Below are 14,461 nucleotides of genomic sequence, written 5' to 3'. Positions count from 1 at the left end.
GGACAAGCCCGGCATGACGGCGAGAGATGGGGGGTGCTCCCTACGTGACCTTCGCACCCTGCCTGGCGCCGCCATTGGCGCCCTTCGGCTGGCTGTCCCGGATCAGGCGATCGAGATGCATGCGGATGTGGGCGGCTTCTGCGGACGTGTTGGCGAGGGCGATGGCGCGGTCGAAGGCGATGCGGGCTTCGTCATTGCGGCCGAGCTGCATCAGGAAGGCGCCGCGCACGCCGAAGAAATGGAAATAATTGGCGAGCTTTGGCGCCAGCGGCTCCATCAGGTCGAGCGCGGCTTGCGGTCCGCGCACCTTGGAAACCGCGACCGCGCGATTGAGTGTCACCACCGGTGAGGGTTGCACCACCTCCAGCGCACCATAGAGCAGGTCGATCTGGGCCCAGTCAGTCTCCTCCGGCGCTGATGCGCGGGCATGCAGCGCGGCGATCGCGGCCTGGATCTGGTAGGGCCCGCTGCGACGATGGCGCATCGCCTTATCGATCAGCGCGAGGCCTTCCGCGATCAAGGTGCGGTTCCACAGCGAACGGTCCTGGTCGTCCAGCAGGATCAGCGAGCCGTCCGCGGCAAAGCGCGAAGCACTGCGCGCATGCTGCAACAGGATAAGTGCCGTGAGCCCCATGATCTCCGGCTCGCTCTGGAACAGCCGCAGCAGCAGCCGCGCCAGCCGGATCGCCTCCTCGCACAGCGGCTTTCTGATTTCGGCGGTGTCGCCGCTCGCCGAATAGCCCTCGTTGAAGATCAAATAGATCATCGCAGCGACACCGGCGAGCCGCTCGGAGCGCTCGACCGCGCCCGGCGTTTCGAACGGCGTCCCGGCCTCGGCGACCTTCGCCTTGGCGCGCGTGATGCGCTGCTCCATCGCCGCGTCTGACACCAGGAAGGCGCGTGCGATCTGCTTCACCGTGAGACCGGAGACGATACGGAGCGCCAGCGCGATCTGCTGCGTCGCCGGCAGCCCTGGATGGCAGCAGATGAACATCAGCCGCAAAATGTCGTCGCGATAGTGCGAGCCGTCGAGCCGCTCGGCGAGCGCGCCCTCGGCGTCGTCGAGATCGGAGATCGCCTGGTCGTCCTCCGGCAGCGGCTGCTGCTTCCGGGTGCGGCGCACCTCGTCGATGGCAACGTTGCGGCCAACCATGATCAGCCAGGCCGAGGGATCGCGCGGCGGTCCGTTCTGCGGCCAGGTCTTGAGCGCGCGCAGGCAGGCGTTCTGGAAGGCCTCCTCGGCGGTGTCGAGATCGCGGAAATAGCGCAGCAGCGCGCCGACCGCCTGGGGGCGCGCCGAGGTCAGCGCGGTCTCGATCCAGGCGGTATCGGCCTCGCTCACGTCAGATTCCCTCCGGGCCTGAACACGCCGACCGGACGCACCTCATAAGCGCCGCCGGGATTGGCCGATCCGAGGTCGCGCGCAACGTCGAGAGCCTCGTCGAGGTTCTTGCAATCGACGATGTAGAAGCCGAGCAACTGCTCCTTGGTCTCCGCATAGGGGCCGTCGAGCACCAACGGCGGATCTTCCTTGCGCAATGTCGCTGCCGCAGTGGTCGGCAGCAGCCGCGCCACGGGGCCGAGCCTGCCCTGCTTCGCGAGATCTTCCTGCACCACGGCGAGCTTCTTCATCACGGCCTCGTCCTGGTCCTTGCTCCAGGAGCCGACGAAGTCCTCGTCGTGATAGCAAAGGATCGCATAAAGCATGGGCAGCACCTTCTCTGAACGCTTGTTTTGAAGACGATCCACTATGCCCCGCTCCGACATGGCTGCGGAAAAAAACTGCAAGAAAAATCCGGCAGATCGTGCCAAGGAGAGGCACCAAAAGCGGAACCTTGTGAGGCACTTCGAATGACCGTGGGCATACTGGCCGTCCTGATCAAGAGCACGCAGCAGAACTGGCTGCCGGAGCGCTGGAAGGCCCGGTTCGACGCGGTCTGCGGCGGGCGCCGCGTGGTGCTGCTGCCCGATGCCGGGCTCGATCCGGCCGAGGTGCACTATGCCGCGGTGTGGAAGCCGGTGCCGGGCGATCTCGGCTCATTCCCCAATCTGCGGGCGATCTTCAATCTCGGCGCCGGCGTCGATGCATTGATGGCGGACAAGAGCCTGCCGAACGTGCCGCTGGTGCGCGTTGCCGTGCCTGATCTGACCGGCCGCATGACCGAATACGTCGTGCAGCACGTGCTGATGCACCACCGCCAGGAGCTTTATCTGCGCGAGTCGCAGCGCGAAAAGCGCTGGGAGCCGACATATCAATGGCCGGCCAGCGCCGTCACAGTCGGTGTCATGGGACTGGGCACGCTCGGCACTGACGCGGCCGACGTGCTGCGGCGGCTTGGCTTCCGCGTCGCCGGCTGGAGCCGCAGCCCGCGCAGGATCGAGGGCGTTGAATGCTTCCATGGCGCCGAGCAGATCGAACCGTTCCTGCGTACGACCGATATCCTCGTCAGCCTGTTGCCGCTAACGCCTGAAACAAACGGCATCCTCAACCGCGACGTCTTCACCAAGCTCAACCGCAAAAGTCCGCTCGGCGCGCCCGTGCTGATCAATGCCGGCCGCGGCGGCCTGCAGAACGAGGCCGATATCCTGGCCTGCCTCGATGACGGCACACTGGGCGCCGCCTCGCTCGACGTCTTCGTGCAGGAGCCGCAGCCAAAGGACAGCAGGTTCTGGACCCATCCCAAGGTGCTGCTGACGCCGCACAACGCCGCCGACACCGACGCAGACGCGATCTCGGCCTATGTCGCCGAGCAGATCGCGCGGTTCGAGGCGGGTGGTGTGCTGGAGAACGTGGTGGACCGGGCGCGGGGGTATTAAGACCTCACGTGCCACCCGCGCCGTAAGATCCCTGATCGTCCGCCGATATCCCGTTCACCCTCTCTTAGCGGGAAGTTGATAGGCGTTGTTAATCAGCGCTCAACGAACGAGTCGGACATGCGGGCGAGTCTCGGCCTCAGGATGCGGATCACGGTTGCGCTGCGGTGACCGCGGCGGCGACCGCCCTGTTCGCCGTGCTCGGAGCGATGTGGATCATTTCCGGCATCATCGACCGGGCCGACCAGCGCGAGCTTCGCAGTCACTACGACGCGCTCCAGTCGCGAATTGCCGAGGAATCCCAGCGCGCCGCCGCCATGAGCGCCGTCGTGGCCGCGATGCCAGCGACGCAGGACGCCATGGCCAGACAGGATCGCAACGCTTTAATCGGCCTGTTCGGGCCGGTGTTTGCCGCGACCAAGTCGGAGTACGGCGTCGAGCAGTTCCAGTTCCACGTGGCGCCCGCGACCTCGTTCCTGCGCGTGCACCAGCCCGCCAAATTCGGCGACGACCTCTCGGGCTTCCGCAAAACCGTCGTCGTCGCCAACCAGGAGCGCAAGGTCGTGGTCGGCCTCGAGGGTGGCGTGGCCGGGCTCAGCATCCGCGGCGTCGTGCCGATCGCGCAAGGCGACAAGCATCTCGGTTCCGTGGAGTTCGGCCTGACCTTCGGCCAGTCCTTCCTGGACGACTTCAAGAGCAACCGCCATGTCGACATCGCCTTCCATCTCGCGGACGGCGGCGGCTTCAAGTTGTTCGGCGGCACGCTGAAGGGCAAGAGCTTCTTCGACGCGGCGGATTACGGCCGCGCTGCGGGCGGCGACTTCACGGTACGGCAGGCGAAGCCCGACACCATGCCGGTAGCGGCGCTGCTCGGACCGATCAGGGATTTTTCCGGCAAGCCGCTCGGCGCGGTCGAGCTGGTGATGGACAATGCCGACTATGTGGCCTCCGCCGACCGTGCCCGGCTGCTGGCATTCGGCATCGCCGCGCTCGGGCTCGTGCTCGCCGCGATCGTCGGCTATCTCATCGCCCGTAGCATCTCGCGTCCGATCATCTCCATCACGAGCGTGATGCGCGAGCTGGCAGACGGACACCTGGACGTCGCCGTCCCCGTCAGCAAAGCGAATGACGAGGTCGGCGCGATGGTGAAGGCGGTCGCAGTGTTCCGCGACAATGCGATGAGCTTCAACAAGCTCCAGACGGATCAGATCGAGGCCAAGGCGCAATCCGAAGCGGAGAAACGGCGCACCTTCGCCGCGCTCGCCGACAATTTCGAAGCCAGCATTCGCGACGTCGTCACCACGGTCTCCTCGTCCGCGGTCGAGATGGAGCACACGGCGCGCTCGATGTCGGCCATCGTCGACCAATCGCGGCAGCAGACCGGCACGGTGTCGTCGGCCTCGGCGCTCGCCTCCGAGAATGTGCAGACAGTTGCTGCCGCCGCGGAAGAGCTGTCGTCGTCGATGACCGAGATCAGCCGACGCCTTGCGCACGCGACCGAAGTCGTCGGCAAGGCCGCCAGCGATGGACAGAGGTCCAACGCACGCGTGCAGAGCCTGGCAGACGCCGCTCAAAAAATCGGCGACGTCGTCTCCTTCATCAGCGACATTGCCGAGCAAACCAATCTGCTGGCGCTGAACGCCACGATCGAGGCGGCACGCGCGGGCGAAGCCGGCCGCGGCTTTGCGGTGGTCGCCTCCGAGGTGAAGGCGCTGGCAACCCAGACCGCCAAGGCGACCGAGGAGATCGGCGCGCAGGTGACGGCGGTACAAGGAGAGACCACCGGCGCAGTGGACGGCATCCAGTCGATCTGCGCGACGATCCAGGAGGTCGACGAGATCTCCGCGGCGATTGCCGCGGCCGTCGGCCAGCAGGGCACGGCGACGCAGGAGATCGCGCAGAACGTCCAGCAGGCAGCGGCCCGCACCGGCGAGGTGTCGCAAAACATCGCAGGCGTCACCGCCGGCATCGCCGCGACGGGAACTGCGGCGGAGGAAGTGCTGGGCTCGGCGATCGAGCTGTCAAAACAATCGCAGCGGCTGCGGGACGAAGTGGATCGTTTTCTCGCGCATATTCGCGCGGCGTAGACGCAATATCTCACTGTCGTCCCGGCGGCGGCTTAACTTTTAGCTCCGATCATCACGTCGATCGCCCCGTTCACGATCGCCTCCAGCTCTTTCCGCGATACCCGCGCGCGGGAGCGGATCGCGATTGAGTGTACGGTTGCGGATGCGATCTGTGCCAGCACGACGGGATTGGCGCTCTCGGGCAGTTCGCCCTTCTCCTTGGCGCGGCGAAAGCAACTCGCAAATGCCTTGTCGAGCTCGTTAAGCCCGTCGAGCACCATGGCGCGGATATCAGGGTCGCCGACCGCTTCGGAGGCCGCCGTGACCACGGTGAAGCAGCCACGCGGGCCGGTTTCGCCGGAAAGATAGATGTTCAGCGCGGAGGCGAAGATGCGCTCCAGCCGCAGGCGCACGGGCATCTCCTGGCGAAAGATCTCCACCATCGATGCGCGCGCCTCCTCGCGGTAACGCTGGTAGCTCTTGATGTAGAGCTCGCGCTTGTCGCCGAAGGCACCGTAGAGGCTCGGGCGATTCATGCCGGTGGCTTCGCTGAGATCGTCGAGCGAGGTGGCGGCGAAACCCTGCGTGCGGAACAGGTCGAGCGCTTTGCCAAGCGCGACGTCGGGTTCATAGGCGCGCGGACGACCCCGGCGTTTGGGTTCACTGGCGGCAGCTGGCGGTTTCGATTTTTGTACCATTTCGCAAATTAATCCTTGACCGCGAATATAATATGCAAGATGGTACAAAAATCAATCTGGCCAGGTTGAGCAAACACCACAGGGAATTGCCCAAGGAGGCTCAAGATGGATCTTTATTTCTCGCCGCTCGCCTGTTCGATGGCGAGCCGCGTCGCGCTGTATGAAGCCGGCGCCGAGGCGAATTATCTCGAAGTCGATCCGCCGACCAAGAAAGTGCTGAGCGACGGCACTGACTTCCGTACCGTGAACCCGATCGGCCTGGTGCCGACGCTGCGTACCGACGAGGGTGTGGTGCTGACCGAGAACGCGGCGATCCTGCAATATATCGCCGACCGCTTCCCGCAATCGGGCCTCGGCGCCGCAGCGGGCATCGATCGCACGCGGCTGCATCAATGGCTCTGCTTCATCGGCACCGAACTGCACAAGGGCCTGTTCATCCCGGTGCTCGACCGCAAGGCGCCGCAGGAGATGAAAGCCTATGCGCTGGAGAAGAACCTATCGCGGCTGGACTATCTCGACAATTACCTGAAGGGGCGCGACTTCCTGCTCGACCATTTCAGCGTCGCCGACGCCTATCTGGTCACGGTCATCAACTGGACCATGGCGACGCCGCCGATCGAGCTCGCCAAATGGCCGAACGTGAAGGCCTATTACGAGCGCCTGCGCCAGCGGCCGTCGGTCGCACGCGCGATCGCGGAGGAGTTCGAGCTGTACAAGGCCGAGCAGGCGCGGAAGAAGGCGGCGGCGTAGTAGCACTCGGAATGAACCAGTGAGAGATCGCCCCGGCTACCTCGGCCGGGGCGGCACCCGCCGCGATGCTTGCGAATATATCGCGTCTGCTCCCGACCTGGCACCCGTAGCTATCTCGGCGCTTGCAGTACGACCCCGTAGCGGCCGTATATCCGATCGATCGTTCCGTCGTTTCGCAACCGTTCAAGCGCTCCATCGATGGCTTCGCGCAACGCATCATCCGGACGGACCATACCGACGGCAACGTTCCAGTTGAGATCGGCCACGCTCTCGTCGCGATCCAGAATGCGGAGTGCCTTGCCTGGATGCGTCAGATTGAAATAGCTCGCCGCTGTGGGTGTAACCGCAGCGGCATCGATCTCATGGTTCAACAGAGCGTCGAGGCTGTCGCTCTCGAAGCCGAAGGTCGACGTAGGCACGTGCCGTTGACCGATGATCATGGCTGCGACGGATCCGACCTGTACCCCCACCTTGGTATGCTCATTGAGGCCCTGGAACGAAGCGAGCGCGCTGGATGACGGCACGGCGAGTGCGACTCCCGTGCGATAATACGGTTTTGAGATCCTCAAGCGGGTTTCGCCTTGCGCCGAGTGGTCGGCGATCACATCCAGAAGAATGTCGCAGCCGGCGCTCCGCAGCTGGTACTGGGTGATGATCCAGTCGAGCCGGAGCGAGACGCCGAGTTCGCGTGCCAGCGCCTGGCCCAATTCAACCTGAAAGCCGGGAGGATCGACGGCCTTGCTCGCGAAGGGAAGCGAGTTGGGATGGGCGCATAACCCGAGCGCGCCGGACGAGCGGATCGCGTCCAGGGTTCGCGCCTGCGCCGGACCCAACAGTCCGATGATGGCGCCGACCATAAGCGGGAGAATTGACTTCATTCCGCGTTCTCGTATCGATGGATCGGGCCTCGGCGATTCAACCCTCGCGCGGCTTCAGGGCGCGGATATATTTGACGATCTGGTCGATCTGCGCATCGGTGAAAGCCCCGCCGAATGCCGGCATCGCGCCAGACTTGCCGCTCTTGATGCGGCTGTGCAGAAAATCGTCATCGCGTGGCGAATTCATCAACTGCGGTCCCTTGCCGGCGGCCCGGCCGCCGTCGGAGTGACAAAAGCCACAAGTCCCCGCGAACAACTGCTCGACGTCGAACGTCCCGTTGTCCGGTGCAGGGGTGGCAGACTGCGCGTGAACCGGTGCGGCACAGAGCGACGAGGCGCCCAGCACCGCCGATAGCAGCGCGGTGATCTTCTTCAAATGCAATTTCAAGGTAACCAGCTCCATGTCCTGAAGCGCGCCCGCAACTTCAATGCACGGGAAGCAAGCTTGCGCCTGCTCCCCGGCAATTTGCGATGACCTATTTCAGGCTGAAGACGACGAGCGCCCCGTCGTCACGCGGCATGCTCTTGTAGACGCCGCCGAAGTTTGGCGCGTACTCGTCTGCCAGCATGCCGCCAAAGCCTGCGGCCACGGCAATGTATTGCTTGCCGTTGACGGAATAGCTGACGATGCCGCCCTGATGGCCGGTGCCGTTGTTGTGATTCCACAGCTCGGTCCCGGTTTCAGCATCGTAGGCATGAATGATGCCGCGGGAGTCGGGCACGAACACGAGATTGCCCGCGGTCGACAGCACGCTCCCAAGCGGCGGCTCGGGATAACGAACCTCCCACTTCTTGGCCCCGGTGATGGGATCGCGCGCGTCGAGATGTCCATAAATCTCGCCGCCCGGAGGAGGTGCCATCTTGAAATCGGCGCCGATGTTGAGCTGGACCTGTGGCGCCGTGACCGGCGTCGTCTTCTGGACGTCGAGCGTCATGCACCATTCCTGGCCGATTTTGTAGTAGAGCCCCGTCTTGGGGTTGTATGAGCCGGCGTTCCAGCTGATCCCGCCACCAATGAATGGGCACAGCGGCGGTTCGGTGACTTTCCCCGCGGAGAAGTCGCGACGGCCGATCAGAGCACCCGTCTTCGGATCGATATCCTTGACGAAATTGATGTTCTCAACGAGCCGCCAGACATTCTTCACGGCGAGATTGCGGTCGTAGACGAAGACGAAACCGCCTTTGTTCGGATGCACCACGTACTTCTGGCCATCGCGTTCGAGCATCACAAACTCGCCGACTGCGCTGTCGAAGTCCCAAGCGTCGTGCGGCAATTCCTGATGATAGAATTTCAGCTTACCGGTATCGATGTCGAGACCGATCACTGAACTCGTATGGAGATTGTCGCCGGGCCGCGCACCTTGCGTCTTGTAATCGGCGCCCGACCAATCGTAGAGCGGCGCCGGGTTTGCGGTGCCCCACAGGATGGTGTTGGTCTCGGAGTCGTAAGTGCCCGGCATCCAGCCGCCGCCCCCGCCCGTTCGCCAGGACTCGTTGCCCCACGTCTTCATGGCCTCGTCGGTGCCGGCGACCGTCAGGAACTCCCACTTCTTCTTCCCGGTGGTGGCATCCAGGGCGAAGATCGGGCCGCGGCCCGGCCATTCACCGCCTTGCGCTCCGATGATCACCGTACCCTTCGCGTACAGCGGAGCACCGGTGAAACCGACTGTGAGCTTCTGCGAGTCGATCAGCCGAGTTTCCCAGAGGACTTTCCCCGACTTCATATCCAGGCCAAGCGCCCTGCCATCCATGGTACCGACGAAGACCTTGCCCTCGCCGAGCGCGACGCCGCGATTGTAGGGAGAATGGGTCTGGCGGGCGATCAGCGTCTCGTCCAGTTCCGGAAAATGCGACCAGATCACCTCGCCCGTCGCGCCGTTAAGCGCGAAAACCCGGCTGTAAGAACCTGTGTAGTAGAGTATGCCATCAGCCACGAGCGGCATTGATTGCAGGCCACGGGTCGAGCGTCCGGGAATATGGAGCCAGGCAACGCTCAAATTGCCGACGTTGCTTGCATTGATCTGCGCCAGAGGGCTGTAGTGATAAGATTTGTACGAACCGTGATAGGTCAGCCAATCGTTCTGACCGGCGCTCTCGATCCGCCCAGTATCCACGCTTTGGGCCAACGCCGACGACACGATCAGCGTCGCGCCGGCAACAAGAGGTAGAGCAGACTTACACCAACGCTTCTTCATCCGTTCCTCCCGCTTTTGTGTTTGTTGAACTTGCGTCTTACAGACGGCGCCGCGAGGGATGTTTGCAGCTCGCTATGTGTCGGTTCTCTCCATCGCATATGAGTTGCCAACAGCTCTTGCTCTCTCGGCGGACATCGCCAAAAGAGCTACGTTCACTGGACTGGTTGCTGTTGCACTCCTGCTCGCTCTCATAGAGTACGCCGGATGATAGGGAGCGCAAAGATGGAATGCGCGCGCGGCGCGAATTTGACGCGCAGCGCGCGCGCTTGAAGCGTCAGCTGCGCTGACCGTTTCGTCCCCCAACTCTCAGACTGAAGCGGTTATCCGGACAGCGCGAAGCTGTCGCCGGAGGGCGTCGTCGCGGACAAGCACGACCGGGATGACGCAGACCGCTGCGCGCCGGCGCCAGGGCCCGAGGATGGACTTATCCGTACAGCACCCTCGGCAGGATCGTGACGATGCCGGGCCAGAGCGTCAGCAGCAGCACGAAGCCCACCATGATGAGGAGATAGGGCATCGTGACGCGCGCGATGTAGCCGAGGCCGTCCTCGGTCAAGCCCTGGATGACGAAGAGGTTGAAGCCCACCGGCGGGGTGATTTGCGCCATCTCGACCGCGAGCACGAGGAAGATGCCGAACCAGATCTCGTCGAAGCCGGCGCCCTTCACGATCGGCAGCACGATCGGCAGCGTCATCACGATCATCGAGAAGCCGTCGAGGAAGCAGCCGAGGATCAGGTAGAAGACGATCAGTGCGACGATCAGCATGAAGGGCGACAGCCCGAGCCCCTTCACGAAGGCGGCGACCGCCTGCGGAATGCCGAGGAAGGCGGCCGCATTGCCGAGGATCGAGGCGCCGAGCACGATCAGCGCGATCATCGAGCAGGTCACGACCGAGCCGATCAGCACGTCGCGGATCACCTGCTGCGACATCGAGCCCTGCGCCCATGCGACCAGCGCGGCGCCAAGCACGCCGACCGCAGCGGCCTCCGACGGCGTCGCGAGTCCGCCGTACATCGAGCCGAGCACGCAGGCGATCAGGAACAGCGCCGGCGCGAGATCCTTCAGCGCAGCAAAACGCTCGCGCCACGACACCTGCGAGAGTTTGGTTTCCGTTTCCGGCACCATGCCGGGGTTGAGGGTCGTGTGCAGCATGACCCACCCCATGAAGGTGGCTGCCAGCAGCAGGCCGGGCAGCACGCCCGCCGTGAACAGTTTCAGGATCGAAACGTCGCCGAGCACGCCATAGATGATCATGATGTTGGACGGCGGAATCAAAAAGCCAAGCGTGCCGGCGCCGGCGAGCGAGCCGATCGCGATGTCGCGCGAATAGCCGCGGCGCAGCAGCTCGTTGAGCGACATGCGACCGATCACCTGAGTCGTCGCCGCCGACGAGCCGGAGATCGCAGCGAAAATGGTGCAGCCGATCACATTCACATGCAGCAGCCGGCCGGGCAGAAGCCCCGCCCACGGCGCCAGCCCCTGGAACAGCGAACGTGACAAGCGGGTGCGAAACAGCAGCTCGCCCATCAGAATGAACAGCGGCAGCGCCAGCAGTTCCTGCGTCGTCAAAATGTTCCAGGCGTATTGCGGCAGCAGCTTGTCGAGCGGAATCGAGCGGAACATCGCAAGCAGCAGCGTCGCGGTGAGCGCAAGCGTCAGGCCGATCCATACGCCGCACGCCAGAAGCGCAAACAGGATCACGAACAGGCTGACAACTTCGATAGTCATGCGAACTTGAATCCGAGTGCGAGCAAGGCGATCATTCGACGGGCGAGGCCTTCATGCGGTGATCCTCCAGCGGCAGGCCGAGCACGGCCTGGATCGCGCGCGCCAGGAACTGGAGCGTTAGCAGCAGCATGCCGAAGGTGACGACGGCCTGCGGAAACCACAGCGGGGTGTCGCTCGAGGTCGAAACCTGGCCGCGCACATAGGCGCCGAAGGCGAACTTCGCCATCGACGATGTCAGGAAGGCCATGAAGCCGAAGCCGGCGGCGGCCGACAAGATTTCGATCGCGCGCTGAAAGAGGGCCGGGACGTTCTTCAGGAGCAGCACGACACGGATATGGCCGCCGACGCGCAGGGTCATGGCGGCGCCGAAGGTGAAGGACGCCGCCATCAGATAGGAGGAATACTCCCACGCGATCGAGATCGTGGGCGGAAAGAACGGCAGGAAGTTCGAGAGGAAGCGCGTTGCGACCTCGCACAGCATCAGCAGCGTCAGCATCAAGAGGCAGCCGCCACCGATCCAGCCGTCCAGCCGGCCGAGACGGTCGATGCCGTCGAGCAGGATGCGCAGCGGCGCCGGCGCCGCTGCATTGAGACTATGCGGAGCCGCGGGCGAAACGCCGACCATGACCTGGCCTCAGCGCTTCATTTCAGCGAGATAGGCCCGCACCGGCTTGTCGGCTGTCGGCACGCGCTTGAGGAAAGCGTCAAGCTGCGGCGCGGTCTTGGCGCGAATGTCCGTGATCATGGCCCCCGAGACCGGCACCACCTCCATGCCGCCTTCCTTGAGCCGGTTGAGGCTGTCAACGTCCGCCTTGAGCGAGTTCGCCCAGAAGCCCGGCTCCATCTTCTCGGCAATTGCGGTGACCTGTTGCTGCTGGTCGCTCGATAGCGCCTTCCAGGAATCGAGATTGACGGTGAGCATCTGCGACGACCAGACGTGGTTGGTCGGATAGATGTACTTCAAGAATTCCCAGAATTTTCCGTCGACGCCCGATACGGCCGAAGTGGAGACGCCCGAGACCGCGCCGGAAGCCAGCGCGGGGATCGTCTCGCCCCAGGGGATCATCACCGGCGCCATACCGACAACAGCCAGCATATCGACGGCGTTCTTGTCGGGCACGCGGATCTTGATGTTCTTCAACCCGTAGACATCGGTGACCTTGACCTTGAGGTGCAGATACTGCGTCGGCCACGGCACGATGTAGAGGATCTTCTGGTTGTTGCGCGCGGCGACCTTCACGTATTCGGGCCGCACATATTTGTGCAGCACCTTCAATTCGTCCATGGAGCCGCAGAGGAAGGGAATGCTCTCGACGCCCATGAACGGCTCATCGCCGACTTGCTGGATGTTGAGGACGTCGGCGAGCGGCACCAGACCGTCACGCACGGCGCGCAGATGCTCGGGGCCCTTGAAGCCGAGCTGGCCACCGGCCTTCACGGTGATCGCGACCGAACCGCCGGTCTGCTTCTTCACTTCTTCCGCGAAGGCAGACGCGTTCTGGGTGTGGAAATTGCCGTCGGGCCATACCGTCGACATGTCCCAGCTCACCGTCGCCGCCCGCGCGCGGGTCGAGATGTGGCCGGCTGCGACCAGAGTCGCCGCGCCCGCAGTAAAATTCCGTCGCGTGATCATTGAGCCCCTCCGTTCGCTACGCGCACGACGCCCGAGGCGTCATCGCGTATACCCATAAACTGCAACCGCGTTGTCGGCAGACACGAGGCCGCTTTCGATGTCGTCGCTGACGGCTGTCGGCGCGCGCTCCCGGGGATCGCCGATGCCGGCGCCGCCCGGCGTCAGCACCACCAGCCGGTCGTCCGGCGGCACCTGCTGAAAACCTTTTCCACGCAGCTTCTTGCCGGACTTCAGGCCGACATAGCCGGCCTCGCCGTTCTTGCCGCCATCGCGGCCGCGCGGCGGATGATCGATGCGGTCGAACGCCGCCAGGATGTCGAACGGCGCGTCGACGCCGCTGCCGACCTCGATGATCTGGCCGAGCCCGCCGCGGGTGCGCCCTGCCCCGCCGGAATCCGGGCGCAGCTCCTTGCGCCAGAAGATCAGCGGCGTCTGTGTCTCGGCGATCTCGACCGGCGTGCCGCGCACGCCGCTGGGATAGGCGGTCGCCGACAGTCCGTCCTTCGCGAAGCGCGCGCCGGTGCCGCCATTGGAGGTGACGGCCATCGAGAATCCGTAATTGCCGCCGGCGCCCGAGCGGGTCTGTCCGCGCACGTTGAGATTCCACAGGCACGAGGTGCCTTCCGCAGGCACGCGCTCGGGAATGATCTGGCGCAGGCAGCCGAACACGACGTCGGGCAGCATCTGGCCGATGATGTGGCGCGAGGCGACCGGCGCCGGCTTCGGCGCATTGAGGATCGCGCCTGGGGGAGCCGACACCGTCAGCGGCGAGAGCGAGCCGGCATTGTTCGGGATCTGCGAGGCGACGACGCAGCCGAGACCGAACACGGTGTAGGCGATGGTGTAGGACAAGGGCACGTTGATGCCGAACCTGGACGCGGCCGAGGTGCCGTCGAAATCGACGTGGATGCCTTCGTCCGAGATCGTCAGCGTGGCGGCCAGCGTGACCGGCGCGTCATAGCCGTCGACCACCATGGTGTTGCGCCAGGTGCCCTTCGGCAGTTTGGCGATCTCGGCCAGCACGGCCTCGCGCGAGCGGTCGCAAATGTAGTCGCCGAGCTCGTCGAGCGTGTCGATGTCGAACTCGGTCATCATCTCGACCAGGCGCTCGCAGCCGACGTCGTTGCAGCCGGCGAGCGAATAGGTGTCGCCCTCGGTGTCGATCGGCAGCCGCGTGTTGGTGCGGATCATCGCCATCAGCGTCTCGTTGACGACGCCCTGGTCGATCAGCTTCAGCATGGGAATGTAGAGCCCCTCCATGAACACGTCGGTGGCATCAGGGCCAAAGCCGATGCCGCCGATGTCCATGAGATGGCTGGTGCAGGAGAACAGCGCCACCGGCTTGCCGTCCTTGAAGCAGGGCGTGGTGACGACAAAATCGTTGAGATGGCCGGTGCCCATCCAGGGATCGTTGGTGATGTAGGCATCACCCTCCTTCATCGTCTCGATCGGGAACTGGGCGATGAAGTGCTTGACCGATTCCGCCATCGAATTGACGTGGCCGGGTGTGCCGGTCACCGCCTGCGCCAGCATTCGCCCCTTGAGGTCGAACACGCCGGCCGAGAGGTCGCCGCATTCGCGCACGATCGGGCTGAAGGCGGTGCGGAGCAGCACCTGCGCCTGCTCCTCGACCACGGCGATCAGCCGGTGCCACATGATCTGAAGGTCGATCAGGCTCGCGCCGCTTGCCTTGCTCAT

12 protein-coding genes and 1 pseudogene are annotated in these 14,461 nt (G+C 64.2%); 3 read left to right on the top strand and 10 right to left on the bottom strand.

Annotated features, from left to right (window positions below; all coding sequences use genetic code 11):
• Positions 1–40: 40 nt before the first annotated feature.
• Both IVA74_RS11315 and IVA74_RS11310 read right to left on the bottom strand, forming a co-directional pair.
• Positions 41–1,342 (bottom strand): RNA polymerase sigma factor, encoded by a 1,302-nt coding sequence (locus IVA74_RS11315; RefSeq protein WP_247342977.1) that lies wholly within the window; start codon positions 1,340–1,342, stop codon positions 41–43.
• On the bottom strand, positions 1,339–1,707 hold the full coding sequence (locus tag IVA74_RS11310) for a YciI family protein (RefSeq protein WP_211394665.1): 369 nt from the start codon (positions 1,705–1,707) through the stop codon (positions 1,339–1,341). The genes IVA74_RS11315 and IVA74_RS11310 overlap by 4 nt, the downstream gene beginning before the upstream one ends.
• A gap of 144 nt (positions 1,708–1,851) precedes the next feature.
• Between IVA74_RS11310 and IVA74_RS11305 the strand changes: the two genes are divergently transcribed.
• Both IVA74_RS11305 and IVA74_RS11300 read left to right on the top strand, forming a co-directional pair.
• A complete protein-coding gene (locus IVA74_RS11305; protein ID WP_247342972.1) occupies positions 1,852–2,817 on the top strand; it encodes a glyoxylate/hydroxypyruvate reductase A in 966 nt (321 codons plus the stop codon).
• Between the two features lie 117 nt (positions 2,818–2,934).
• Positions 2,935–4,901, top strand: a pseudogene (locus IVA74_RS11300) (cache domain-containing protein).
• Between the two features lie 32 nt (positions 4,902–4,933).
• Here IVA74_RS11300 and IVA74_RS11295 read toward each other — a convergent pair.
• Positions 4,934–5,578 carry a TetR/AcrR family transcriptional regulator gene (locus IVA74_RS11295; protein WP_247342966.1) on the bottom strand — a complete coding sequence of 215 codons (645 nt, stop codon included), beginning with the start codon at positions 5,576–5,578 and terminating at the stop codon, positions 4,934–4,936.
• Between the two features lie 105 nt (positions 5,579–5,683).
• Here IVA74_RS11295 and IVA74_RS11290 point away from each other — a divergent pair, with 105 nt between their 5' ends.
• Complete coding sequence (locus IVA74_RS11290) at positions 5,684–6,328, top strand: glutathione binding-like protein (RefSeq protein WP_247342962.1); 645 nt, start codon at positions 5,684–5,686, stop codon at positions 6,326–6,328.
• A gap of 110 nt (positions 6,329–6,438) precedes the next feature.
• On the opposite strand, the gene IVA74_RS11285 is transcribed toward IVA74_RS11290, so the two are convergent.
• From IVA74_RS11285 to IVA74_RS11255, 7 genes are all read right to left on the bottom strand, one after another.
• Positions 6,439–7,206 carry a transporter substrate-binding domain-containing protein gene (locus tag IVA74_RS11285; RefSeq protein ID WP_247342959.1) on the bottom strand — a complete coding sequence of 256 codons (768 nt, stop codon included), beginning with the start codon at positions 7,204–7,206 and terminating at the stop codon, positions 6,439–6,441.
• A 37-nt stretch (positions 7,207–7,243) separates the two neighbouring features.
• Positions 7,244–7,582, bottom strand: a complete 339-nt coding sequence (locus IVA74_RS11280; RefSeq protein WP_247342956.1) for a cytochrome c — start codon at positions 7,580–7,582, stop codon at positions 7,244–7,246.
• A gap of 100 nt (positions 7,583–7,682) precedes the next feature.
• Positions 7,683–9,401, bottom strand: a complete 1,719-nt coding sequence (locus tag IVA74_RS11275) for a PQQ-binding-like beta-propeller repeat protein (RefSeq protein ID WP_247342953.1) — start codon at positions 9,399–9,401, stop codon at positions 7,683–7,685.
• Between the two features lie 424 nt (positions 9,402–9,825).
• Positions 9,826–11,130 (bottom strand): TRAP transporter large permease subunit, encoded by a 1,305-nt coding sequence (locus IVA74_RS11270; RefSeq protein WP_247342950.1) that lies wholly within the window; start codon positions 11,128–11,130, stop codon positions 9,826–9,828.
• Between the two features lie 31 nt (positions 11,131–11,161).
• Positions 11,162–11,755 carry a TRAP transporter small permease gene (locus IVA74_RS11265; RefSeq protein WP_247342948.1) on the bottom strand — a complete coding sequence of 198 codons (594 nt, stop codon included), beginning with the start codon at positions 11,753–11,755 and terminating at the stop codon, positions 11,162–11,164.
• Between the two features lie 9 nt (positions 11,756–11,764).
• Entirely contained in the window at positions 11,765–12,763 is a 999-nt protein-coding gene (locus tag IVA74_RS11260; RefSeq protein ID WP_247342945.1) for a TRAP transporter substrate-binding protein, read from the bottom strand.
• 39 nt (positions 12,764–12,802) lie between these two features.
• On the bottom strand, positions 12,803–14,461 hold the full coding sequence (locus tag IVA74_RS11255; RefSeq protein WP_247342941.1) for a hydantoinase B/oxoprolinase family protein: 1,659 nt from the start codon (positions 14,459–14,461) through the stop codon (positions 12,803–12,805).

The organism is Bradyrhizobium sp. 132, assembly GCF_023074185.1.
Lineage (GTDB): Bacteria > Pseudomonadota > Alphaproteobacteria > Rhizobiales > Xanthobacteraceae > Bradyrhizobium.
This window is presented reverse-complemented; position numbering and strand designations above follow the sequence as displayed.